24 protein-coding genes and 2 riboswitches are annotated in these 21,584 nt (G+C 61.5%); of the genes, 13 read left to right on the plus strand and 11 right to left on the minus strand.

Annotated elements, in window-relative coordinates; genetic code table 11:
* Positions 1–40 precede the first annotated feature (40 nt).
* Positions 41–946: an AraC family transcriptional regulator gene (locus tag J2X76_RS18785; RefSeq protein WP_310218783.1), complete on the minus strand. Its 906-nt coding sequence runs from the start codon at positions 944–946 to the stop codon at positions 41–43.
* A 98-nt stretch (positions 947–1,044) separates the two neighbouring features.
* On the opposite strand from J2X76_RS18785, the gene J2X76_RS18790 reads away from it, so the two are divergent.
* On the plus strand, positions 1,045–1,791 hold the full coding sequence (locus J2X76_RS18790) for an SDR family oxidoreductase (protein ID WP_310218784.1): 747 nt from the start codon (positions 1,045–1,047) through the stop codon (positions 1,789–1,791).
* A 75-nt stretch (positions 1,792–1,866) separates the two neighbouring features.
* On the opposite strand, the gene J2X76_RS18795 is transcribed toward J2X76_RS18790, so the two are convergent.
* The gene (locus tag J2X76_RS18795; RefSeq protein WP_310218786.1) at positions 1,867–2,871 is read right to left on the minus strand and encodes an anion permease; all 1,005 of its coding nucleotides are present in this window, start codon (positions 2,869–2,871) and stop codon (positions 1,867–1,869) included.
* On the minus strand, positions 2,871–3,515 hold the full coding sequence (locus J2X76_RS18800; RefSeq protein ID WP_310218788.1) for a DUF47 domain-containing protein: 645 nt from the start codon (positions 3,513–3,515) through the stop codon (positions 2,871–2,873). Before J2X76_RS18800 ends, J2X76_RS18795 begins: the two co-directional genes overlap by 1 nt.
* Before the next feature lie 95 nt (positions 3,516–3,610).
* Here J2X76_RS18800 and J2X76_RS18805 point away from each other — a divergent pair, with 95 nt between their 5' ends.
* A complete protein-coding gene (locus tag J2X76_RS18805; protein ID WP_310218897.1) occupies positions 3,611–4,144 on the plus strand; it encodes an NUDIX hydrolase in 534 nt (177 codons plus the stop codon).
* Here the strand turns inward: J2X76_RS18805 and J2X76_RS18810 are convergent.
* Complete coding sequence (locus J2X76_RS18810; protein ID WP_310218789.1) at positions 4,141–5,820, minus strand: Na/Pi cotransporter family protein; 1,680 nt, start codon at positions 5,818–5,820, stop codon at positions 4,141–4,143. The genes J2X76_RS18805 and J2X76_RS18810 overlap by 4 nt on opposite strands.
* A 406-nt stretch (positions 5,821–6,226) precedes the next feature.
* On the opposite strand from J2X76_RS18810, the gene J2X76_RS18815 reads away from it, so the two are divergent.
* Positions 6,227–6,670, plus strand: a complete 444-nt coding sequence (locus J2X76_RS18815; RefSeq protein ID WP_113129232.1) for an SRPBCC family protein — start codon at positions 6,227–6,229, stop codon at positions 6,668–6,670.
* A gap of 238 nt (positions 6,671–6,908) precedes the next feature.
* Entirely contained in the window at positions 6,909–7,229 is a 321-nt protein-coding gene (locus tag J2X76_RS18820) for a hypothetical protein (RefSeq protein ID WP_162732323.1), read from the plus strand.
* 155 nt (positions 7,230–7,384) lie between these two features.
* On the opposite strand, the gene J2X76_RS18825 is transcribed toward J2X76_RS18820, so the two are convergent.
* Complete coding sequence (locus tag J2X76_RS18825; protein ID WP_310218790.1) at positions 7,385–7,900, minus strand: ferritin-like domain-containing protein; 516 nt, start codon at positions 7,898–7,900, stop codon at positions 7,385–7,387.
* A gap of 165 nt (positions 7,901–8,065) precedes the next feature.
* Here J2X76_RS18825 and dusA point away from each other — a divergent pair, with 165 nt between their 5' ends.
* The 4 genes from dusA to J2X76_RS18840 all read left to right on the plus strand — a co-directional run bounded on the left by dusA (position 8,066) and on the right by J2X76_RS18840 (position 11,526).
* A complete protein-coding gene (gene dusA / locus J2X76_RS18830) occupies positions 8,066–9,109 on the plus strand; it encodes a tRNA dihydrouridine(20/20a) synthase DusA (RefSeq protein WP_310218791.1) in 1,044 nt (347 codons plus the stop codon).
* A 663-nt stretch (positions 9,110–9,772) separates the two neighbouring features.
* Positions 9,773–10,150: a nucleoid-associated protein gene (locus tag J2X76_RS18835; RefSeq protein ID WP_310218793.1), complete on the plus strand. Its 378-nt coding sequence runs from the start codon at positions 9,773–9,775 to the stop codon at positions 10,148–10,150.
* Entirely contained in the window at positions 10,086–10,349 is a 264-nt protein-coding gene (locus tag J2X76_RS31645) for a nucleoid-associated protein (protein WP_405030063.1), read from the plus strand. The genes J2X76_RS18835 and J2X76_RS31645 overlap by 65 nt, the downstream gene beginning before the upstream one ends.
* Positions 10,342–11,526 carry a hypothetical protein gene (locus J2X76_RS18840; RefSeq protein WP_310218795.1) on the plus strand — a complete coding sequence of 395 codons (1,185 nt, stop codon included), beginning with the start codon at positions 10,342–10,344 and terminating at the stop codon, positions 11,524–11,526. The genes J2X76_RS31645 and J2X76_RS18840 overlap by 8 nt, the downstream gene beginning before the upstream one ends.
* Before the next feature lie 14 nt (positions 11,527–11,540).
* Here J2X76_RS18840 and J2X76_RS18845 read toward each other — a convergent pair whose 3' ends face one another.
* From J2X76_RS18845 to gcvT, 4 genes are all read right to left on the minus strand, one after another.
* The gene (locus J2X76_RS18845; protein ID WP_310218796.1) at positions 11,541–11,870 is read right to left on the minus strand and encodes a flagellar basal body protein; all 330 of its coding nucleotides are present in this window, start codon (positions 11,868–11,870) and stop codon (positions 11,541–11,543) included.
* A gap of 338 nt (positions 11,871–12,208) precedes the next feature.
* Positions 12,209–15,076, minus strand: a complete 2,868-nt coding sequence (gene gcvP / locus J2X76_RS18850) for an aminomethyl-transferring glycine dehydrogenase (protein WP_310218797.1) — start codon at positions 15,074–15,076, stop codon at positions 12,209–12,211.
* Entirely contained in the window at positions 15,073–15,435 is a 363-nt protein-coding gene (gene gcvH / locus J2X76_RS18855; protein WP_310218798.1) for a glycine cleavage system protein GcvH, read from the minus strand. The genes gcvP and gcvH overlap by 4 nt, the downstream gene beginning before the upstream one ends.
* Positions 15,436–15,455: 20 nt before the next feature.
* Positions 15,456–16,592, minus strand: a complete 1,137-nt coding sequence (gcvT, locus tag J2X76_RS18860; RefSeq protein WP_310218799.1) for a glycine cleavage system aminomethyltransferase GcvT — start codon at positions 16,590–16,592, stop codon at positions 15,456–15,458.
* 66 nt (positions 16,593–16,658) lie between these two features.
* Positions 16,659–16,738, minus strand: a riboswitch (glycine riboswitch).
* Positions 16,739–16,826: riboswitch (glycine riboswitch) on the minus strand.
* Between the two features lie 192 nt (positions 16,827–17,018).
* Between gcvT and J2X76_RS18865 the strand changes: the two genes are divergently transcribed.
* Both J2X76_RS18865 and J2X76_RS18870 read left to right on the plus strand, forming a co-directional pair.
* Positions 17,019–17,396, plus strand: a complete 378-nt coding sequence (locus J2X76_RS18865) for a hypothetical protein (RefSeq protein ID WP_113130800.1) — start codon at positions 17,019–17,021, stop codon at positions 17,394–17,396.
* Positions 17,397–17,463: 67 nt separating this feature from the next.
* Positions 17,464–17,952 (plus strand): copper chaperone PCu(A)C, encoded by a 489-nt coding sequence (locus J2X76_RS18870; protein ID WP_113130926.1) that lies wholly within the window; start codon positions 17,464–17,466, stop codon positions 17,950–17,952.
* Between the two features lie 39 nt (positions 17,953–17,991).
* Here J2X76_RS18870 and J2X76_RS18875 read toward each other — a convergent pair whose 3' ends face one another.
* Positions 17,992–18,408 (minus strand): DUF2000 domain-containing protein, encoded by a 417-nt coding sequence (locus J2X76_RS18875; RefSeq protein ID WP_113130927.1) that lies wholly within the window; start codon positions 18,406–18,408, stop codon positions 17,992–17,994.
* Between the two features lie 131 nt (positions 18,409–18,539).
* Here J2X76_RS18875 and J2X76_RS18880 point away from each other — a divergent pair, with 131 nt between their 5' ends.
* A complete protein-coding gene (locus tag J2X76_RS18880) occupies positions 18,540–19,025 on the plus strand; it encodes an Lrp/AsnC family transcriptional regulator (RefSeq protein ID WP_113130928.1) in 486 nt (161 codons plus the stop codon).
* Positions 19,026–19,168: 143 nt separating this feature from the next.
* Entirely contained in the window at positions 19,169–20,764 is a 1,596-nt protein-coding gene (locus tag J2X76_RS18885) for an EAL domain-containing protein (protein ID WP_310218802.1), read from the plus strand.
* A gap of 6 nt (positions 20,765–20,770) precedes the next feature.
* Here the strand turns inward: J2X76_RS18885 and J2X76_RS18890 are convergent, their stop codons facing one another.
* Positions 20,771–21,049, minus strand: coding sequence for a hypothetical protein (locus J2X76_RS18890; protein ID WP_310218803.1), 279 nt, complete (start codon positions 21,047–21,049; stop codon positions 20,771–20,773).
* Positions 21,050–21,173: 124 nt separating this feature from the next.
* Here J2X76_RS18890 and crcB point away from each other — a divergent pair, with 124 nt between their 5' ends.
* Positions 21,174–21,551 carry a fluoride efflux transporter CrcB gene (gene crcB, locus J2X76_RS18895; protein ID WP_113130803.1) on the plus strand — a complete coding sequence of 126 codons (378 nt, stop codon included), beginning with the start codon at positions 21,174–21,176 and terminating at the stop codon, positions 21,549–21,551.
* The last annotated feature ends 33 nt before the right edge of the window (positions 21,552–21,584 follow it).

A 21,584-nucleotide genomic window follows, 5' to 3' on the forward strand; every position in this document is an offset into this window, starting at 1 on the left:
CCGTAGATGCCGCGATCGTCCGGGTCCCGCCGATGCGGGCTCATGACGGCATTTCCTCGCGCGCATACTGGGTCGGCGGCAGTCCGACGAACCGGGTGAACGCGACGCTGAAGGCACTTGCGGAACGGTATCCGACACGCTCCGCAATTTCCTTCATGCCGCCTTCCTTGCGCCGCAGAAGGTTCTTCGCCAGAGCCATGCGCCATGAAAGCAGGTATTCCATCGGAGTGATGCCCATGGCGCGACGGAACCGGTCGAAGAACGCCGAGCGGGAGAGGGCTGCCTCCCGAGCCAATTGCTCGACCGTCCAGTCCTGGGTCGGATCTTCGTGCATCCGACGGATCGCCGCGGCGAGCCTGCCATCCGCCAGTCCGCGCAGGAGCCCGGGCGGGGCAGCCGCGCCGGCCGTGGAGCGGAGCGCCTCGATGAGCAGAACTTCCAGCAGGCGCGCCAGGATCATGTCCCGCGCCGGCCGCTGTTCGCGCGCTTCTTCCCGGAGCAGCTTCACGAGGGTGGCGAGCCGTCTTTCACCGCGAACATGCACACGCTCGGGGAGGAGCGAAACCAGAAGTGCCGCGTCCGGCGAACCGAAGACGAAATGGCCTACCATCAAACGGATGTCGGGCGGTCCGTCCGGGTTGCCGTGCCTTGTTTCGTCCGCGAATTTGGTGACGGTCAGCGGATCGACGCCCTCCGAAGGCATCGGCTCAAGGTTCGTCATGGTGAAGCCATGAGGCGAGGGGATCAGAACGAAATCACCCTCCCGCAGCTCGATCGGCTCCTGCCCGTCGATCGTAAGGCGAGACGAACCCTCCAGGATCGCGCAATAGAAAGGTTGTCCCGATTCCCGGCGCTCCACGCGCCACGCGCCCGCACCGCTCGCGAGCTTCGTCAAAGTCACGCTGGGCTGGAGAAGCGTGATGACTTCCGCAAATGGATCGATCATTTCAGGACTCTTGCGAATGACAAACGGACTTCTGATTGTAGTCAGTCCGGCAATGCCGGTCTAGATGTCTGGCGCTGCAAACACATGAAGGAGCCGCCATGAAAACCGTTCTTATTACCGGTTGCTCGTCCGGGTTCGGGCTGGAGACCGCCAGATATTTCCGCGACCGGAACTGGAAGGTCATCGCCACGATGCGCACGCCGCGCGAGGATATCCTGCCGGCTTCCGAGCATCTCCGGATACTTCCTCTCGATGTCACCGACCCGGAAAGCATACGCCGCGCCATCGATGCCGCGGGACCGATCGACGTGCTGGTCAACAACGCGGGGATCGGCTGGCTGAACGCCCTCGAAGGCACGCCGATGGCTGTCGCGCGCGAGATCTTCGAGACCAACACCCTTGGAACGATGGCGGTGACGCAGGCCGTGCTGCCTCAGTTCCGGCAGCGGCGAAGCGGCGTCATCGTCAACGTGGCATCGAGCGTGACCTTGAAGCCGCTTCCTCTTTTGTCGGTCTATACCGCAAGCAAGGCGGCGGTGGATGCGTTCACGGACGGGCTGGCGCTCGAACTTCACGAGTTCGATGTGCGCGTGCGCCTCGTACAACCGGGAAGGTCACCCGAGACGCGGTTCGGGGAGAACGCGCGGTCTCTCGCCCAGGGCGAATTCAGCTTCCCGGAGGCCTATTCCGGGCTGGCGCAGAGCGTCTTTGCCGGGTGGCAGCAGGAGCAGTCGGCGATCACCCGGTCGCTCGACGTGGCCGAGGCGGTCTGGTTCGCGGCGACCGATCCGTCATCGCCGGCCCATATTCCAGCCGGCGCCGATGCGGTGGCGCTGGCCGGCTAACCCCCCCGCCGGACATCGATGTCCGCGAGGTCGCCGCGGGATTTGCGCGGCGACTAAGACCGGATGGAAGTCCGTCTATTGCAGGAGATCGGCAAGGGCGTAGAAGGTCGCCGATATCGCCGCACTCGCCGGCATGGTCACGATCCAGGCGATCACGATATTGCCGGCGAGCCCCCAGCGGACCGCCGAGACCCGCCGCGCCGCGCCCACGCCGACGATCGCTCCGGTGATGGTATGGGTCGTCGAGACGGGAATGCCGAGCCAGGTCGCTCCGAACAGCGTCAGCGCGCCGCCCGTTTCGGCGCAGAAACCCTGCATCGGGTTGAGCCTGGTGATCTTCGAGCCCATGGTATGGACGATCCGCCATCCGCCAAACAGCGTACCGAGCGCCATTGCCGATTGGCACGAGATCACCACCCAGAACGGCACGTAGAAGGTCGAGCCGAGATATCCCTGGCTGAACAACAGCACCGCGATGATGCCCATCGTTTTCTGCGCGTCATTGCCGCCGTGGCCGAGGGAATAAAGCGAAGCGGAGACGAACTGCATCACCCGAAATGTTCGGTCCACCGCAAAGGGCGTTTGCCGGACGAAAAGCCAGGAAACCAGGAGCACCAGCAAAAGGGCAAGCAGGAAGCCGATGGCCGGCGACAGGAAAATCGCCCCGACCGTCTTGCCGAGACCGCTCCAGACGATCGAGCTGAAACCGACCTTCGCCAGTCCGGCCCCGACCAGCCCGCCGACCAGCGCATGCGACGAACTGGAGGGAATCCCGAAAAGCCAGGTGAGAATATTCCAGATGATCGCGCCCATGACGGCGGCGAAGATCACCTGGGGAGAGACGATCGCAGGATCGATGATGCCTGTGCCCAGCGTTTCCGCCACATGCAGGCCGAAGAAAAGGAACGCGATGAAATTGAAGAACGCCGCCCAGGCAACCGCGTATTGCGGCCGCAGGACGCGGGTGGAGACGATCGTCGCGATGGAGTTGGCCGCGTCATGAAGGCCGTTGAGGAAATCGAAGAACAGCGCGACGGCGATCAGGCCGAGGAGAAGCGGCAAGGCGAGGGAGGCGTCCATCAGACGTTCTCGATGACAATGCCGCTGATCTCGTTGGCGACATCCTCGAAACGGTCGACGACCTTTTCCAGCTCGCCGTAGATCTCGCTACCGATCAGATAGGCCATCGCATTGCCGCTCGCCCCGTGACGCCGGTAGAGGTCTTTCAAACCCTGATCATGCAGGTCGTCGGAGCGGCCTTCCACGCGGGTAACCTCCTCGGCGATTGCCGCCAGGCGTTGGGCGTTGGTGCCGACCTTGTCGAGCAGCGGGATCGCTTCCGAAACGAGGTTTGCCGCCTTGACGATTTCACTGCCCATCTGCTGCATGAGCGGATCGAAACCGGACTGCTCGAAGAGCCGGATTGTCTTGACCGTCTTGTGCATCATGTCGATCGCATCATCCATCGACTGGATGAGATCCTTGATGTCACCGCGATCGAAGGGCGTGATGAAGCTCCGCCGGACGGCGAGAAGAACGTCGCGGGTAATGTCGTCGGCCTCGTTCTCCAAGGCTACGATCAGCTCGCAATTCTTCTCGACGTCATTGCCCTTGAGGAGCTGGTCGAGCGCATGGGCTGCCGCGACGACGGTCTTCGAGTGCCTGGAAAACATTTCAAAGAACTTGTCCTCACGCGGCATCAGCCTGCGAAAAATACTCATCATGCCATGCGACCTTCCCATGCGGCTGACTGTCATAAATCTGTCATAAACATGCCCGGGCGATTGAAGCAACAAGCAAGATCGATAGTTTGGTCGGCATGAAATCGACGAAAAAAACCGGGAAGCCCCGGCCGGACAAATCCCAGACGCTGCTCAGGCAGCTTGCGACAGTTCCCGACAGGCTGTTTGGCGGTGCGTTCCGCCAACAATACGGCGCCTTGTGCTTTCGCTATCGGAAGGACGGACCCGGTATCGAGATCCTGGTGATCACGTCGCGAGAGAGCGGGCGCTGGGTGATCCCGAAAGGATGGCCGATGAAGGGGAAAAAGCCCTTCGAAGCGGCGGCGACCGAAGCCTGGGAAGAAGCGGGCGTGAGCGGGGCGGCGAAAAAGAAACCGGTCGGCCGCTACACCTATCTTAAAGAACTCGACGACGGCCACGTGGCTCCCTGTATCGTCGACGTGTTCCAGATCGAGGTCACGCAGGTCCGGACCGATTTCAAGGAACAGGGCCAGCGCCTCCTCGACTGGGTCAGCCCCGATGAGGCGGCGCGACGCGTTCGCGAGATCGAGCTCAAATCGCTGCTCGTCGATTTCAAGCCGGCGGGTCGGAAGAAGCGTGACCGCGGCTAGTTCTGAACCTGGTCGGCGGTGTTCTGATGGGTGATCCTGCTTTGAAGCAGTTCGCCTTGCCGTTCCAGGACCGGATAGGCCGTGGCTGCGACGAGGTGGGAATTGATCTGCTTGAAATCCCGCAACAGGTCCAAGTGCAGGGAGGTGCTTTCCGCCGTCTCGATGTCCCCGTCGCGCAGCCGTTTGAAATGCGCGTTGGTGCCGTCGCGTTCCGCCCGCCGGAAGACGATCTTTTCGTCGGCGAGCATGCGCGCGACACGCTCGTCCTGCGACATGAAGAGGGCCGCGGCGGTGCGCAGGTTGGTCGAAAGGCGGTCCAGAAGGCCGTTCAACTCGTGCTGTCCTTCCTTCGAGAAGGTCATGCCCCGGCGCAGTCTCTTGGCGAGATGGGGAAGCACGTTCTGGTCGAGGACGTCGCCGGCGTGTTCCAGCCCGGTGGAGAACAGCAGAATTTCGTCGAGCCGCCGCCTGTCGCTGTCGCTGAACTCCTCGGGATCTATGGATGTCAGATACCGTTTGACCGCCGTGTTCAGGCGATCGAGGACGTTATCCTTCTGCCGCAATTCCGAGAGGCTGCGGCGATCGGTGCTCGTCAACGCGGACTTCGTTCCCGAAAGCATTTCCTCCAGCACGTCGACCAGCCGCAGGACTTCGCGCGCCGCCGCCTGCAGCGCGACGACCGGCGTTTCCTTGGCGGACGGGTCGAGATATCGCGGCTGGCCCGGATCGCTCTCGTCGATCCGCTGCGGCATCAGCCTAACGAGAGCGTTGGCGAAGGGCGTCAGAAGCGGCATGAAGACGATCGCGACCACGAGATTGAACGCCGTATGGAAATTCGCGACCAGCCGGGCGCCGTCGTTCTCGATGTGGATCATCAGGCCAGCAATCGGCGAGAGGAGCGCGAGCGCCGCCAGAACACCTACGACCCTGGTGATCAGGTTGCCGACCGGAAGCCGTTTCGCCGACAGATCGCGGCCGGCCTGTCCCTCGACAACCGGATTGATCGCTGTTCCGAGATTGGCGCCGAGGGTCAGCGCGAATGCCTGATAGGGGTCGATCAGGCCCTGGGCTGAGAGCGACATGACCAGCAGGACCACCGCGACGCTGGAATGGGCGGCCCAGGTGAGGGCGGCCGCGAGCAGGAGGCTGAGGAGCGGCATGGTCGATACGGCCGAAAGAACCGCGGTAAAAGCCGGCGTGCCGGCATATTCCGTCAGCACGTCGAGCAGTTGATGCAGGGCGAGCAGCATGAAGCCGAGGCCGATGAACACACGACCGAGGTCGTGGACCTGCGGGTTCTGCGTGCGGCGGAACATCAGGACGCCGAGAAGTATGAGGGCCGGGGATGCGGCCGCCATGTCGAAGGACAGAACCTGGACGATGAGCGTGCTGCCGACATTGGCGCCCAGCATGACGGCAAGCGCGGGGACGAGAGCGACCAGCCCCTCGGCCGCGAACCCGGATGCCATCAGCCCGGTCGCCGTGCTGCTCTGAAGAATTGCCGTCACGCCCATTCCGGCCAGGAAGGCCTTGATCCGGTTGTTCAGCGCGCGACCGAGAAAAGACCGGAGGCTCGCCCCGAACGCACGCTGGATACCGGTCTGGACCATGCGCGTCCCCCACAGAAGAAGCGCTATATGTCCGGCAAGAGTGATGATGGCGATGACGAAGGGCATGGCATTCTCATAAACAATAAGCCGGGCAGAAACCGGGCCGGCGCCGCAGGATATTAGCCAGCTAACACAATTGCCGGAAACTCCCGGCTTTTCAAGGCTCGGATCGGGTTGTCCGGTTGATGATGCGACGCCGTCCGCTGCGGGAGCGAAGCGGCCTGACAGTCCGTGTTCGTGGCACATTCTTGAAGCCGGCGATCTTCCGCCAGCGACCCTTTCCGGTCGCTTGCCGGTCGGGTTGCGGCAGCAAGCATCGAGATGACAGCGGGCCTCGTCGGGCACCACGGCCGAAACCGTGCAGCCGGGAAGGCCGAAAATTCTTGCGTCGAAAAAATCGATCCGATGTCGGATTGGCAAAATGCCGTTCGTCCTTAGAGTCGTCCAAGCCAATCCAGAAAGGATCACGACCATGCCGAATACCATAAGCCTGCATCGCGTCCTGGCGACCAGCCCGGAAAAGGTCTATCGCGCCTTCATCGAGGCCGACGCCCTCGCCAAGTGGCTTCCGCCCAACGGTTTCCTGTGCACGGTGCATCACCTGGAACCGAAAGTCGGCGGAACATTCAGAATGTCCTTCAGGAACTTCACGACCGGCAACAGCCACGCCTTCGGCGGCGAATATGTCGAACTCGTTGCGGGCGAGCGGCTGCGCTACACGGACAGGTTCGACGACCCCAACCTGCCCGGCGAAATGCAGGTGACCGTCACGCTGAAGAAGGTTTCCGTCGGGACCGAGGTGAACATAACACAGGCAGGCGTGCCGGACGTCATTCCGCCGGAGGCCTGCTATCTCGGCTGGCAGGAGTCGCTGCGAAATCTGGCGCGGGTCGTCGAGCCGGAGATCAACGAATAGGGCATCGGCAATCGCTCGGGTACCGGATCGCGACGAGGTGTTCGCGATCCGGTTCGAGCTGCGGTTCTCTGCGCTCGCTCCTCCGGGGGAGGGTGGCGCATGCCGACGATCGAGATGGCGTCGGTCACGCCGGCGCATGATTTGAAACGATAGTTGAAAAGACGGCGAGCTTCGCGGCCGCATCGGCCCGGAACCATCTCGGCGCTGTGTTGTTGACATTTCGAAAGAGAAAAAAGTCATGCACCAGCCACCAAGACAACCCATCCCCGATCCTTCGCCTCCCGTGCAGCCTTCAGCAAGGCCGACCCCGTCGCCCGCCCTGGCGCAGTCAGATCCCCAGTCCCTCGAGACAGCCGGTCCGACTGGCGGGAAACCGACATATGCGGCAGAGGATCTCGTCCGCAACTATGGCCTGAGCGCCCAGGAAGCCCAGCGGCTCATCGACCGGTTCGGACCGTTCGCCGCGGAGCTCGATTTCATCCTGGCCGGCAAAGGACGCCCCAGGCGGCATCGGCGCCAGGATATCGAGCGGTCCGCCGAAGAAATCGCGTTTGGCTGAGTTGCCCGAGGGGCGAGGCCGTGGCCGGAGGACATGCGTCCGCATGTCAGGGGGCCTGCCGCAACCGGCTGAATTCATCGAAATCTTCGAGCGAGTGGTTTTGTCCGCAACGAGGGATGAAGACAGTCGCCGGATCGGCCGGTGACGCATGGCGATCATACCTTGGCGCTCAGGCCCGCTTCCTTCAGCGAGGCGAACTTCATCGTGACGCTTTCGAGATTGTCGTCCAGCCACCGGGCCATGGCGATCTCTTCGTCGAGGTTGTGCCTCAATACCGGCACCAAGCCCGGAAAACCGCCATGTTCGGCGATGGTGATGAGGGACTTGTAGGCAGCGATCTCGAAATTTTCGAAAGCGAAATTGGCAAGAGAATTCTTGATGATTTCATCGCCGGTAACGGCGTGTCCGATGGCCGCCATGCTGCCCGTCAGGGACAGCGCCATGTCCTTCAGCGACGAATGACCTTCCGCAAGGCTTTCGAGGACGTCTTCCAGTCTTGCAACCTGTCCCTCCGTCTCGCGGATATGCCATTCAAGACGCGCGGCGACCTCCGGATAGTTTTCGATCCGCGACACCTGGGGTTTCATGATCGACAGCGCCTGCTTTTCCATGGCATGCGCATTCTTGAGGCCGGTCACGAAGATGGCGCGGGTTTCGGATGTTTCTGCCATTGCGTTTTCCTCTTTGCTGGTCGTGACCGCTAACCGGCGAAGGCGGCGATCGTTCCAGGCGTAGCGGGCGAGAGGGAATGGTTTCAAATGGTCGGAAGTGCTACAGAGTGGTCCAAACAAGGCGGCGCGGTTTGAACACACGCCTTGACGCAATTTTGGAACGCCATGAAAAATCAATATTTTAGTCGCGAAAAAGTCTTCGCGGTCGCCCCCATGATCGACTGGACCGACAGGCACTGCCGTTTCCTGCACCGGCAGCTGTCGAAAAGGGCGCTGCTCTATACCGAGATGGTGGTGGCGGATGCGATCATTTTCGGGCCGCGCGAGAGGCTGCTCTCCTATTCGCCTCAGGAACATCCGGTCGCGCTGCAGCTCGGCGGTTCGGATCCGGCCAAGCTTGCCGAAGCGGTGCAGATCGCCACCGATTACGGTTATGACGAGATCAACCTCAATGTCGGCTGCCCGTCGGACCGGGTGCAGTCGGGCACGTTCGGCGCCTGCCTGATGCGCGATCCGGCGCATGTGGCCGGCCTCGTCGAGGCGATGAAGCGGGTGGCGACCGTGCCGGTCACCGTGAAATGCCGGATCGGCGTCGACGACCAGGAGCCGGCGCAGGTCCTGCCGGATTTTCTCGCCCGGGTGATCGGCGCCGGCGCCGATGCCGTCTGGATCCATGCCCGCAAGGCCTGGCTGCAGGGACTGTCGCCGAAGGAAAACCGCGAAATCCCGCCGCTCGACTACAGCCTCGTCCATGCCATGAAACGGGAAAATCCCGGCGTGTTCATCGGCATCAACGGCGGCATCGCCGATCTGGAACAGGCAGCGCATCATCTCGGCCCTATGGACGGCGTCATGCTCGGCCGCGCCGCCTACCACAATACCGGATTGCTGGCCGGGGTGGATGCGTTGCTGGCAGGTGCCGACCCTGCGGAGGTTGCCAGTCCCGAGGCCGACTGGCCGGCGCTGCGCGACACGATGATGGATTACGCGGCCGAGCTGATCGGGCGCGGCGGGCGCCTGCATCACGTCACCCGGCACATGGTCGGGCTGTTTCAGGGTTTTGCCGGCGCGCGGCGGTTTCGCCAGATCCTTTCCACCGACGCCACCCGCCCGGGCGCCGGGCCGGAGGTCATCGCGGCCGCGTTCGCGGTGGTGGATATCGAGGGCGGTCCCCGGGTTCAAGCCGAGGACAAGAAGCTGGCGGGGTGAGGGGACCTCGACGGCTCTCATGGACATACTCCCCCCTTGGCGATCTTCGGTTTCTTTTCGTCATCCTCGGGCGACCGTCGGGTTTAACCCGAGGGCGAGGATCGGCCAGGGCGCTGAGAGCTGCCTCTTAAGTTAGTTTATAGGTGACACCTCTCAGCGCCCCGTTCGGCGGTTTATGCCCGCGACTGCGGTCCCTCTGCCGTGGCTTTCCCGGACGGAATGTCGCCGCCGGTTGCTCCGATGGTATCGGTCGGACTTCAGGAATCCGGCGAAACCATCCGGGTCGACCACCCTGTGTGCCGCACAGGCACGCCCGGCGCGCTCTTTCGGGCATCAAGAGACGAAGGCTCGGTCCGTTTGCCTCCATCTCTCCCCGTGTCGCCGGAGGGAGACCATTTTCCGCGAACCCGGATCATGAGGACTTACGTCGTTTCCCCATGACCCGCGCCGGCTCCGCCTCGCCGCAACGCCTTGCGGTGTATCCGCGACGGAACGGGGGGATTGTAGGCATGGGTTGGGAGGGCGGGGATGAAAAAAATTGCGACTTAATAATCTCAAAAATTACCACCGCATCAAAACCATTTCCTCCAGTGCCAATTATAGAAATTTCTGGCGAATCGACACAATTTAAGAGAGTATTTCAGCTTGGGCATGGAGGAATAAATGGCTAATATAATATCCAATGTTGCGATCCATGATTTACAACGAGTAGATGATGTTTATCGCGTTATTCCAGGTAATAACGCTATTGTCGTCACGAACACGGTTCAACGTTTAGTTGATGAATTACATAAGCTTTATGCAAGGCGGCCCTCTAAAGCTTATGGAAAATTCGCCCAAGACGTTATTAATTATCCAACTTCGCTTGTTCTGAAGAGATATTTGGAGGACCAGCTAGATTTTAGCGCCCTAACAATAACCTTGATGAACACGCTGCAGAAAAATGCTCAAGCAAAGGCTGCATCCACGGGCGGACATGTATTCTTCGCGTTTTTTTTCAACGAAGAGAACCGTAAGCGACCCCAATCGTCGCCTAAATGACGGCTTTGTCGCCGACCGGCGCGCCCTAAAGGGGCTAGTCTCCTTTAAAAAGAAAACTGCAAACTGGTCTGTAGAGTTCGAGCGCAAAGCGCTTCATACGGGGAAAGTTCGCTACGACCCCAAAGAGAACACGATTACGCTTTTGGACGTTCCTGACGACATGAGGAGTGAACTGACGGAAGAGATTTCCGATGGCTGACGCTATCGTTTGGGACGATCTGCTGAGAATCTATCAACACACACGCTGGATTGATAGTGAAATCGCCATTGTTGAGATAGCTGACGATAGGATCCTCCAAGTCTTCAATTTAGTTGAGACGTCGGATCGAGCGGCAATTGATGCAAATTTAGCGGCGTTGGTAGACATCCGTACTATCCAAGTTGGTAATGAAATTAAAGCACGTGTCGGACCGCCGCGATTAGCACTGGGTGTTTTAGCGGACAATTGGGATGCTCTTCTTTTGTCTCCCGACGCCCGGACTAAGGAACCTCAGAACTACTTTATAAAGGAAGACAGGAGTCATTCAAAAACTGCGGCAGCTACAACTATTGCGTTAGCTTATCGTTCAGCGCTCCAATTGGTTCAGTTGTTTGCTAAGGCGGCTTTGTTCCTGGATGTTCCTCATTCAACGCTCGTATATTTCAAGGAAAAAAAGATTGAGATTCCGATTAATTTTAAATCGAAAGATCTACGTTGGCTTGATCAGCAAGGCATCGATGATTTGAAAACCGCGCTAGAGGGAGAATTTCATGAGGAGCAGCGGCTATCGATCTTTTCCGACGCCGTGGTATCTTTTGCTTCCTCGCAGAGCCGAGATAACCGGTTTTTATACTTAGCGCAAAACGTGTCAGAACTAGCGCGTCGAGTTAAGGATGGCTACCAACTATTCGCTTCTAGTTTTTCCTATACAAAAATACGCGGCGAAGTGGAAAATGCTCAGAGCGAATATTTAAATAAAATTCACAAAACATTTGTAGATATACAAGGGCAATTACTGGGGCTTCCAGTCGCAACGGTCGTCGTTGCTACACAGTTAAAGGCTGTCAGCGCTTGTGGCGTCGAGGCGTGGGCAAACTTGGCTATCGTCTGCGGTGCTTGGCTTTTCGCAACTTTGCTTATCGCTTCCTGCGCCAACCAATGGATTACACTTCGGGCCATTAAGTCCGACATCCGTAGACAGAAACAAAAATTACTGCGTGATTTCGTCGATATTTCTCACCAATTTACCGACATTTTCGGGAGCTTAGACTCACGCATCGTTTGGCATCAAGGCGCGCTGTTAGCTATAGGAGTTATCGCGATAGCTGGCGCAATTTTTGCGACAATAGTATTTAACTCAGTGACCAAAGTGAATATCTTCAGCTTATGCTTATGAGCGACGGAAGAAATTCAATCCCGCTTGATGCTCATCAGCACGTCCCACATGTCCGCGCCCGTCTCGAACGCCGCAGCATTGGCGGCAAATCCCTGTGCCGAGGTGATGGCGTCGAGCATTTCGCTGGCCATGTCGACATTCGAGCTGTCGGGGAAGGTGACGGATGTGGAGGGGGTGACGGTGGTGGTGACGCCGCCGGGGTCGGTCTGGGTCGAGACATGGGTGTCGAGGCGGTTATAGCCCGACGTCTGGGCATTGGCGATGTTGTGGGCGGCGGTCGCAAGCCGTTTGGCCTGGGCCTGCATGCCCGAAACCGCAATGTTCATCACCGCCGACAGACCCATCGCCATCATCCCCGAAACCCGATGGATGCGTTTTACGGCAAGAGCTTCAAGGAAGGCTGAACGGGAAGGGTAAGGGAAGCGTAGCGCGGCGCGGCACAGATGTGCCGGAACGGAGCGGGGCGATGCGGGGGGCCGTCTCTTTTGCAGGGAGCGGTGGGGCGGGGCCTTTATCCGGGATCAAAAACCCCTCCCGCCTGCCGGCCACCAACCGGGGACGGGTCTTGCCCCGTCCCGTCCTCCGGACCCCCACAAGGGGAGGGTTATGGGTGTGGGTGCCGTTGAATTTCCATCGGGGACAGCCCCAGGGATAAGCCTGGGGCCGTGCCTTCGGACAGCTCTTACTCGGCCGCCTCCGCATAGGCTTCCAGCGGCGGGCAGGTGCAGACGAGGTTGCGGTCGCCATAGACATTATCGACGCGGTTGACCGGGGACCAGTATTTGTCGACGCGGAAGGCGCCCGGCGGGTAGCAGGCCTGTTCGCGGCTATAGGGGCGGTCCCATTCGCCGACCAGGTCTTCCACCGTATGCGGGGCGTTTTTCAGCGGATTGTTGGTGCGGTCCATGCGGCCGTCCTCGATGGCGCGGGCTTCCTCGCGGATCGCCAGCATCGCGTCGCAGAAGCGGTCGAGCTCGGCCTTGGTTTCCGACTCGGTCGGCTCGATCATCAGCGTGCCGGCAACCGGCCAGCTCATGGTCGGCGCATGGAAACCGCAGTCGATCAGGCGCTTTGCGACATCGTCGACGGAGACGCCGGCGGATGCGTTCAGGGGCCGCGTGTCGATGATGCATTCATGCGCGACGCGGCCGGCCTCCGACTTGTAGAGCACGTCGTAGGCGCCCTTCAGGCGGGCCGCGATATAGTTGGCGTTGAGGATCGCCACCTTGGTCGCCTGGGTGAGGCCTTCGCCGCCCATCATCAGGCAGTAGGACCAGGAGATCGGCAGGATCGACGGCGAGCCGAACGGGGCGGCCGAGACCGCGCCTTCCCGGCCGTCACTTTCCGGGTGGCCGGGGAGGTGCGGGGCGAGATGCGACTTGACGCCGATCGGACCCATGCCGGGGCCGCCGCCGCCATGCGGGATGCAGAAGGTCTTGTGGAGGTTGAGGTGGCTGACGTCGGAGCCGATGTCACCGGGGCGGGCAAGCCCGACCATGGCGTTCATGTTGGCGCCGTCGAGATAGACCTGGCCGCCATGCCTGTGGGTGATCTCGCAGATCTCGCGCACCGTTTCCTCGAAAACGCCGTGTGTCGAGGGGTAGGTGATCATGCAGCACGAGAGGTTGGCAGCATATTGTTCGGCCTTGGCGCGGAAATCGTCGAGGTCGATATCGCCGTTGTCGCGGACCTTGACCACGACCACCTTCATGCCGACCATCTGGGCCGAGGCCGGGTTGGTGCCGTGGGCGGAGGTCGGGATGAGGCAGACGTCGCGATGGGTGTCGCCGTTGGCGATGTGGTAGTTGCGGATGGTGAGCAGGCCGGCATATTCACCTTGCGCGCCGGAATTCGGCTGCATGGAGAAGGCGTCGTAGCCGGTGATCTGGCACAGCTTCTGCGACAGGTCGTCGATCATTTCCCGGTAGCCCAGGGCCTGGTCCGCGGGTACGAAGGGGTGGATATCGGCGAATTCCGGCCAGGTGATCGGCAGCATTTCCGCCGTCGCATTCAGCTTCATCGTGCAGGAGCCGAGCGGGATCATCGCCCGGTCGAGCGCCAGGTCCCGGTCCGAGAGCCGGCGGATGTAGCGGGTCATCTCGCTTTCGGCGCGGTTCATGTGGAAGATCGGGTGGGTCATGTAGTCCGACTTGCGCAGGAGCGCGGTCGGCAGGCGCCAGGTCGGCTCGAAATCCGAAACCTTGAAATTGCCGCCAAAAGCCCGCCAGACGGCTTCGAGCGTCGCCGGCCGGGTGCGTTCGTCAAGCGACATGCCGATGCGGGTTTCGCCGACCTTCCTGAGGTTGACGCCCTCGGCGACCGCGGCGCGCATGATCAGGCCCTGCATGTGGCCGACCTCGACGGTGATGGTGTCGAAGAACGTGTCGGGCTCAATGACATAACCGAGCTTTTCGAGGCCCTTGGCCATCAGCACGGCCTTGCGGTGGACCTGCTGGGCGATCGCCTTCAGGCCGTCCGGGCCGTGGAAGACGCCGTACATGGAGGCCATGACGGCGAGCAGGACCTGGGCGGTGCAGATGTTCGAGGTCGCCTTTTCGCGGCGGATATGCTGTTCGCGGGTCTGCAGCGACAGGCGGTAGGCGCGGTTGCCGCGGCTGTCGACCGAGACGCCGACCAGGCGGCCGGGCATGGCGCGCTTGTGGGCATCCTTGACCGCCATATAGGCCGCGTGCGGGCCGCCGTAACCGACCGGCACGCCGAAACGCTGCGACGAGCCGATGGCGATGTCGGCGCCCATTTCGCCGGGGGATTTGAGCAGCGTCAGCGCCAGCGGATCGGCGGCGACGGCAGCGACCGCGCCCGTCTGGTGCAGGCGGGCGATCAGGCCCGAAAAATCGCGGACATGGCCGTTGGTGCCGGGATACTGGAAGATTGCGCCGAACACGTCGACCGGGTCGAGATCGGTCATCGGGTCGCCGATGATCACGGTCCAGCCGAGCGGCGCGGCGCGGGTTTCGATCAGCGCGATCGTCTGCGGATGGCAGGCGGCATCGACGAAAAAGGCGGTCGCCTTCGACTTCGCCTGACGCTGGCAGAGCGCCATCGCCTCGGCGGCGGCTGTCGCCTCGTCGAGCAGCGAGGCGTTGGCGACGTCGAGGCCGGTCAGGTCGCAGATCATCGTCTGGAAATTGAGGAGCGCTTCGAGGCGGCCTTGGGAGATTTCCGGCTGGTAGGGCGTGTAGGCCGTGTACCAGGCGGGGTTTTCGAGGATGTTGCGCTGGACGACCGGCGGGGTGATGGTGCCGTAATAGCCCTGGCCGATCAGCGAGACGAGCGCCTTGTTGCGGTTGGCCGTATCGCGCAGCTTGTCGAGCGCCTCGCGTTCGGTCAGCGCCGGCCCCCAGGCGAGCGGCACCGTCTGGCGGATCGAGGAGGGGACGGTCGCGTCGATCAGCGCGTCGAGGCTTTTGTAGCCGACGACCTTCAGCATCTCGGTCATCTCAGTCGGCGAGGGGCCGATATGGCGGCGATTGGCGAAATCGTAGGGCTGGTAATCGGTGAAATGGAAATCGGTCGAGTCGGTGGTCATGCGATCAGGTCCTGGTAGGCGGCCTCGTCGAGCAGCGCATCGGCGTCGGCGGTGTTCCTGAGCTTGAGCTTGAAGAACCAGCCCTTGCCCTGCGGGTCCGAATTGACGATCGACGGGTCGTCGACGATCGCCTGGTTGACCTCGGTGACTTCGCCGTCGAGCGGACAATAGACGTCGGAGGCGGCCTTGACGCTTTCGACGGTCGCAGCATTGCCGTCCTTGGAAAGCTGGCTGCCTACCTCCGGCAGTTCGACGAAAACGAGGTCGCCGAGCTGTTCGGCGGCGTGGGCGGTGATGCCGACGGTCGCGACACCGTCCTCGAGCTTCAGCCATTCGTGTTCGGCGGTGAATTTCAGCATGGTTCTCTCCGGAAGATCTTTTAGCGTTTATAGGTAGGGGTGATGAAAGGCAGGGCAGAGACGGTGAGGGCTAAGTATTTGCCGCGCACTTCCGCAAAAACCTGGCAGCCGGGTTCGGCAAAGCGGGCCGGGACGTAGCCCATGGCGACCGGGCCTTCGGCGGAGGGGCCGAAAGTGCCGGAGGTGACTTCGCCGAGTTCGGTCCGTCCTTCCGCATCGGCATAAAGTTTCGCATGGGAGCGGACGGGCGCCTTGCCCTCCGGTTTCAGGCCGACGCGGCGGCGGGAGGTGCCGTTTTCCAGTTCGTCGAGAATGCGGGCAGCGCCCGGAAAACCGCCGGCGCGCTCGCCGCCGGCCCGGCGGGCCTTCTGGATCGCCCATTCGAGCGCCGCCTCGACCGGAGAGGTGGTGGTATCGATGTCGTTGCCGTAGAGGCAGAGGCCGGCTTCCAGCCGCAGCGAATCGCGGGCGCCAAGGCCGATCGGCTGGCAGTGCAGGTCCTCGAGCAGCGCCTTGGCGATCTGCTCGGCCTGGTCGGCCGGAACCGAGATCTCGAACCCATCCTCGCCGGAATAACCGGAACGGGAGACGATGCAGGGCGCGTCGTGGAGAAGCGCGTCACGCACATCCATGAACTTCATGTCGACGACATCAGGCCAGAGCGCGGCCAGGACCTCTTGGGCACGCGGCCCCTGGAGGGCGAGAAGCGCCCGGTCTTCGAGGAGTTCGATGTCGCAGCCGGTCAGATGCGCCTTCATATGCGCGACGTCCTGATCCTTGCAGGAGGCGTTGACGACGACGAAAAGATGATCGCCGCGGTTGGTGATCATCAGGTCGTCGAGGATGCCGCCATTGTCGTCGGTAAAGAAGCCGTAGCGCTGGCGGCCGGGTTTCAGGCCGAGGATATCGACCGGCACCAGGGCTTCGAGCGCAAGCGCCGCATCCTCGTAAGCGCCGGATTTCGCCCGGATGACGACCTGGCCCATATGGGAGACGTCGAACAGGCCGGCGGCGGTGCGGGTGTGCAGATGCTCCTTCAGCACGCCGGCCGGATATTGCACCGGCATGTCGTAGCCGGCAAACGGCACCATCCTGGCGCCAAGCGACAGATGGAGGGCGTGAAGCGGGGTTGTCTTGAGAACGGTCTGATCGTCCAAGGACGCCTCCAGGGTTGGCGCGGATGACGCGCCGGCTCAGATTCAGGCGCAGTGATGCACCGGTTATGAGCCCCCTCTGTCCTTTTTGCCTGAGATTGTTATCCCTTCGGCGAGCCTTTTTCAGGCTTCTCTCCAGAGTTCCTGTCGGTCGACTGCTGGTCCTTTTGCCTGAGAGTTTCCGGGGCGGTTGCTCCTTCGGCACCGCATTCAAGCGGCTTCTCCCAGCGAGTCTGGGCGGTATTATCGACCTCGATCGCGGTTTGGCAAGCCCCCATGTCGCGGGCACCAAGATTTTTGTCGCAACGCAGCAAACGCGATTTGATCTAATGCAATGCAGGACGATATGGGTCAGCTATCACGCGACAAAAGGGCTTTTGCGCTTTATCTCGATTTGGGTTATCCCGGCGTGGATCGGACAGGCGAACAATGACGGCAGGACTGAACAGGGCGGCGGGCTGGACGCGCATTTTCTGCGCCATGCTGCTGCTTTCGCTGGGGTTTGCCCATCAGCCGGTTGAGGCGGCAGCGCCGCTCGATTCCTACAGCGAAGCCTATCGGCTGCCGGACGGCACATTTGCCGATATCTGTTCCGAAGGGAACCACGGCCACCGGATGCCGGCGGCAAAACCGCTCTGCGAAGTCTGCCTGCTTGCAGCATCGGTCATCCTGCCGCCGCCGAACGATGAGGCGTGGCTTGCCGGCGAGCGCGCCTCGCTTGCCAATCCGCCGCGCCGGTTTTCCGGACCGCTCGGCACAACCGCCGTCGCCCGGCCGAAATCCCGCGCGCCTCCGATTTCGACCTGATGCCTTCACCTGATCAGATCAATCGCGGCCGACGCGCATGGATGCCGTCACCGCATGGGGATATTCCATGAAGACCTTCACCAAACTCGCTTTCCTCGGCATTTTCGCCGCGACCGGCATCATTCTTGCCGGTGCGACGGCCGCCCATGATGCGCCCGCCAAGGTTGGCGACCTGGAAATTACCAGCGCCTTCACCAAGGCCATGCTGCCCGGCCAGCCGGTCGGCGGCGGCTACCTGACCATCAAGAACGGCGGCAAATCCGACGACATGCTGGTCTCGGTCTCGTCGCCGGCGGCAGGCACCGTGGAGATGCACGAGATGGCCATGCAGGGCCAAGTGATGAAAATGCGCAAGCTCGATACCGGCATAGCCATCCCGGCGGGCAAGACCGTCGAACTGACGCCGGGCGGGCTGCACCTGATGTTCATGAAGGTCAAGGAACCCTTCAAGCAGGGCAGCCAGGTGCCGGTGACGCTGACCTTCGAGAAGGCCGGCAAGGTGGACCTCACGCTTCCGGTCGAGGCGGCGGGACCGGGCGGCCACGAACACAAGTGACTGTGACAGCGCCCGCTTGTTCGAGCGGGCTCTTCGTCCCTACCTCAGCAGTTTGAGGCTGCCGGTCAGCGACCTTATCCATTTCGAAGGGCCGGCGATGCCGAGGCCGTCGATCTCCTCCTCGGCCAGATCGCGGCCGGGGAAGGCGGCCTCGTAATCCCGATAGTCGTGCAGCGATCTGGCAAAAGCCGGAAAGGGGACGATCGCGCCGTCCTGCGGCGGTATCAGCGCCTTCAGCATCAAGGCGCGGATCGTATCAGGCTCAGCCTGCAGGATCGGGACCGGCAGGGTGGAACTGATGTCGATCGTTCGGCTTTCGCGATCGGTGAGCCTTCGGGCGGCAAGTGCGGGCATGCGTGCACCGAGGCCAATCGAGATGGCGCCGACCGTATTGGCGACGAGGCCGAGCGGCAAGGCAGGGTTGACGATGATGGTAAGGCGGATGTCGTCGGTCATGAGTAACATTCGTTGTGGAGGAAGGGGCCGATCCTATTGCGGATCGGCTGGTCATTCCTGCCTTTCTCTTTCGGTTTGGCGTCGTTTTCGGTAGGATCTACCGAAAATTTGCAGAAACCAGGAAAAATGCGATGGCAGACGATCTCGAAGCGGCGGATATACGGATCCTGGAATCGCTTCAGGATGACGGCCGGCTGACCAATCAGGCGCTGGCCGACAAGATCGGGCTTTCGACCTCCCCGAGCTGGCGGCGTGTGCGGCATCTCGAGGAGACGGGCGTCATCCAGGGATACAAGGCGGTGCTGGACCGAAAGGCGATCGGCCTCGGCGTGCTCGCCTTCATCCGCGTCAAGATCGACAGCCATAGCGAGGAAGAAGCGGAAGCGTTTGCCGCCGAAGTGATCGGCCTCGACGAGGTGGTCGCATGCTACAGCATTGCGGGCGACGCGGATTTCCTGTTGCAGGTCGTCTCACCCGATCTTGATGCCTATGCGGATTTTGCCATGTCGACGCTGCGGCGGTTGCCACGCATCAAGGAGATGCAGACGACCTTCGTTCTCAAGGAAATCAAGGCCTTCGACGGGCTTCCACTCCGGTTTGCAAGCAAACGGACTTAGGAAACCGGCCGGTTTGCCGCCCGTTGCGACAACCGGGAGGGTTTTAGAAATCACTTCGATACAACCTGATCGAGTTGTATCAATGAATCTTAACAGAAGTCCGCGATGAATGGCGCCAAGACCTCTCATCAAAGGTTTCGGCAATGGAACTGCGACGTTCTCGGGTGATTGCGGCGGCCGTTTTCCTCGGCCTGCTTGGGGCGATCATACCGATTGCCGCGATGGTCTATATTTCGTGGGTCATCACGGTCGAGAAACAGCAGAACAATCTCGAACGGATCGCGCAGCAGACGATCATGCGCGCGAGCCGGACGTTCGAGGACGCGCGCGCCGCGCTCGATTCGCTTGCCTATCCGCGTCTGGTGCCGTGCTCGGACCAGCATATCGCCCGCATGCGGGTGATCGCCTTCAATACGCCCTCGGTCAAGGAGGTCGGTTATTTCGAGAACGGCTTGCTGAAATGCACGTCCTGGGGGATCGAGGAACGCAAGGTCGAGCGACCGTGGATCGATTACATGACGCCCGACGGCGTGGAAGTCGCCACCCGCGTGCAGCCGGCGGTCAGCATGGGAAATCCGATGATGGGGCTGCATTATGGCCCGTACAACGTGCTGGTCGATCCGGCCCGTTTCGTCGACATTCTGGTGGATGCCGACATTTCGCTGGCGCTTGCCAACCGGCAGGGCATGCTGCTCAACGAACTCAATTCGCCGGAGAAGGACCTCGTCAACTCACTGATCGACGAGCCGAGGAACGGCATGACGTCTTCGGCGCTCTACGCGGTGGCACGCGACAAGGGGTTGATCGCGATCGCCATGGAGCCCCGTTCCAACCTTGCCGGCAGGCTTCGGGACGAACAGTTCCTGCTGATGCCGGTTGGTGCCTTCATCGCCATCTTCATCGTCGGCGTTGTGATCTGGCTTTCCAAAAAACGGCTGTCACCGCTCGGTGAACTGGCGATCGCGGTGCGCAAACGCGAATTCATCGTCCATTACCAGCCGATCGTCGAGCTCAAGACCGGCATCTGCGTCGGCGCGGAAGCCCTGGTGCGCTGGCGGCGGCCGGACGGATCGCTGGTGCGCCCGGACCTGTTCATTCCGCTTGCCGAGGAGAGCGGGCTCATCCTGCCGATCACCGACCAGGTCGTCGAAGCGATCGTCGCCGATCTCGGCGGGCTTTTGCGGGCGGAACGGTCCCTGCACATCGCCGTCAACCTTTCGGCGGTCGATGTGACCTCCGGGCGCATTCTCGACGTCGTCGACGAAAAGCTTGCCAGGACCGAGATCGCGCCGGGGCAGATCTGGCTGGAGGCGACCGAACGCGGCTTCATCGATATCGACGCGGCGCGGGCGACGCTGACCCGCGCCCGGGAACGCGGCCATCTGGTGGCGATCGACGATTTCGGAACGGGATATTCGAGCCTGCAATATCTGCAGGGCTTGCCGATGGATGCGCTGAAGATCGACAAGTCGTTCATCGATACGATCGGCCGCAACAGCGCCACCAGCTCGGTCACCGCCCATATCATCGAGATGGCGAAGACGCTCGACCTGCAGATCGTCGCGGAAGGCGTGGAGACCGAGGAGCAGGCCGACTACCTGAAGGCTCACGACGTCAATTTCGGCCAGGGCTGGCTGTTCTCGAAACCGCTCCCGGCCGCGGATTTCATCGACTACCACCGCAACGCAAAAGCCCGCTCGGGGAGCGGGCGGGGGAATATAAGGTCCGTGGCGGCGTGAATAAGATCAGTCGTCCAGAGCGCGATAGGCCGATTGCGCCTGCGAAAAGGTTGCCTGCGGATGATGCTGCTGCTCGGTCGTCAGCACATCGATCGAGACGGTGGTGGCGGGGATCATGAATTCGGTATCGCCCGGGTCGCCGGCATTCTCGGCGCGACGGACGTTGCGGTCGGAATCGGCCTTGATGTCCCTGACCTGATCCTTGATGGACAGGCGCCGGCCCGGCTTCAGAGCTTCTATGGCGATGGCGGCGGTGTTCGCCGATATGCTGACCAGTTGTGTCATTGCGCCGTTCACAATCTTTTCTCAGATTATGATAATTACGTCGGCCCTGATTTGTTCCCGTTTAAACAAAACGTCGGCATTTTATCGATTTGACGATTTCCGGTTTTGTCCTAGAAAAAGCGCCATGAACAACTTGCTTCTCGTCGCCGTCGGCGGAGCGATCGGCTCCGTCTGCCGCTATCTGGTCGGGCTCTGGGCGCTGCGCCTTTGGGGGCCGGCCTTTCCCTGGGGAACGCTTGCCGTCAATGTCGTCGGCTCGTTCGCGATCGGCTTTCTCGCCGAGCTGATCGTCCGGCGGTTCGATGCGTCGCCCGAGATGCGGCTTCTGATCGTCACCGGTTTTCTCGGCGGCTTCACGACATTTTCCGCCTTTTCGCTTGATGTCGTGTCGCTCCTCGAAAAGGGCGCTACCCTGGTCGGGGTGACCTATATCGTGGCGAGCGTGGCGATCTCGCTCGGCGCCGTGTTCGGCGGGCTGGCGCTCGGGCGGGCAATGCTCTAAAGGGCAGGGCTGATCACAGATAGATGAAAGAGC

Origin of the sequence: Neorhizobium sp. 2083 (genome assembly GCF_031455615.1) — a bacterium.
In the GTDB taxonomy this organism is placed as follows: Bacteria; Pseudomonadota; Alphaproteobacteria; order Rhizobiales; family Rhizobiaceae; genus Neorhizobium.

What these genes read in the sequence shown, in the direction of transcription:
- J2X76_RS18785 (WP_310218783.1), bottom strand. Translation starts at nt 946, where the DNA reads ATGATCGATCCATTTGCGGAAGTCATCACGCTTCTCCAGCCCAGCGTG.
- J2X76_RS18790 (WP_310218784.1), top strand. Translation starts at nt 1,045, where the DNA reads ATGAAAACCGTTCTTATTACCGGTTGCTCGTCCGGGTTCGGGCTGGAG.
- J2X76_RS18795 (WP_310218786.1), bottom strand. Translation starts at nt 2,871, where the DNA reads ATGGACGCCTCCCTCGCCTTGCCGCTTCTCCTCGGCCTGATCGCCGTC.
- J2X76_RS18800 (WP_310218788.1), bottom strand. Translation starts at nt 3,515, where the DNA reads ATGATGAGTATTTTTCGCAGGCTGATGCCGCGTGAGGACAAGTTCTTT.
- J2X76_RS18805 (WP_310218897.1), top strand. Translation starts at nt 3,611, where the DNA reads ATGAAATCGACGAAAAAAACCGGGAAGCCCCGGCCGGACAAATCCCAG.
- J2X76_RS18810 (WP_310218789.1), bottom strand. Translation starts at nt 5,820, where the DNA reads ATGCCCTTCGTCATCGCCATCATCACTCTTGCCGGACATATAGCGCTT.
- J2X76_RS18815 (WP_113129232.1), top strand. Translation starts at nt 6,227, where the DNA reads ATGCCGAATACCATAAGCCTGCATCGCGTCCTGGCGACCAGCCCGGAA.
- J2X76_RS18820 (WP_162732323.1), top strand. Translation starts at nt 6,909, where the DNA reads ATGCACCAGCCACCAAGACAACCCATCCCCGATCCTTCGCCTCCCGTG.
- J2X76_RS18825 (WP_310218790.1), bottom strand. Translation starts at nt 7,900, where the DNA reads ATGGCAGAAACATCCGAAACCCGCGCCATCTTCGTGACCGGCCTCAAG.
- dusA (WP_310218791.1), top strand. Translation starts at nt 8,066, where the DNA reads ATGAAAAATCAATATTTTAGTCGCGAAAAAGTCTTCGCGGTCGCCCCC.
- J2X76_RS18835 (WP_310218793.1), top strand. Translation starts at nt 9,773, where the DNA reads ATGGCTAATATAATATCCAATGTTGCGATCCATGATTTACAACGAGTA.
- J2X76_RS31645 (WP_405030063.1), top strand. Translation starts at nt 10,086, where the DNA reads ATGTATTCTTCGCGTTTTTTTTCAACGAAGAGAACCGTAAGCGACCCC.
- J2X76_RS18840 (WP_310218795.1), top strand. Translation starts at nt 10,342, where the DNA reads ATGGCTGACGCTATCGTTTGGGACGATCTGCTGAGAATCTATCAACAC.
- J2X76_RS18845 (WP_310218796.1), bottom strand. Translation starts at nt 11,870, where the DNA reads ATGGGTCTGTCGGCGGTGATGAACATTGCGGTTTCGGGCATGCAGGCC.
- gcvP (WP_310218797.1), bottom strand. Translation starts at nt 15,076, where the DNA reads ATGACCACCGACTCGACCGATTTCCATTTCACCGATTACCAGCCCTAC.
- gcvH (WP_310218798.1), bottom strand. Translation starts at nt 15,435, where the DNA reads ATGCTGAAATTCACCGCCGAACACGAATGGCTGAAGCTCGAGGACGGT.
- J2X76_RS18865 (WP_113130800.1), top strand. Translation starts at nt 17,019, where the DNA reads ATGACGGCAGGACTGAACAGGGCGGCGGGCTGGACGCGCATTTTCTGC.
- J2X76_RS18870 (WP_113130926.1), top strand. Translation starts at nt 17,464, where the DNA reads ATGAAGACCTTCACCAAACTCGCTTTCCTCGGCATTTTCGCCGCGACC.
- J2X76_RS18875 (WP_113130927.1), bottom strand. Translation starts at nt 18,408, where the DNA reads ATGACCGACGACATCCGCCTTACCATCATCGTCAACCCTGCCTTGCCG.
- J2X76_RS18880 (WP_113130928.1), top strand. Translation starts at nt 18,540, where the DNA reads ATGGCAGACGATCTCGAAGCGGCGGATATACGGATCCTGGAATCGCTT.
- J2X76_RS18885 (WP_310218802.1), top strand. Translation starts at nt 19,169, where the DNA reads ATGGAACTGCGACGTTCTCGGGTGATTGCGGCGGCCGTTTTCCTCGGC.
- J2X76_RS18890 (WP_310218803.1), bottom strand. Translation starts at nt 21,049, where the DNA reads ATGACACAACTGGTCAGCATATCGGCGAACACCGCCGCCATCGCCATA.
- crcB (WP_113130803.1), top strand. Translation starts at nt 21,174, where the DNA reads ATGAACAACTTGCTTCTCGTCGCCGTCGGCGGAGCGATCGGCTCCGTC.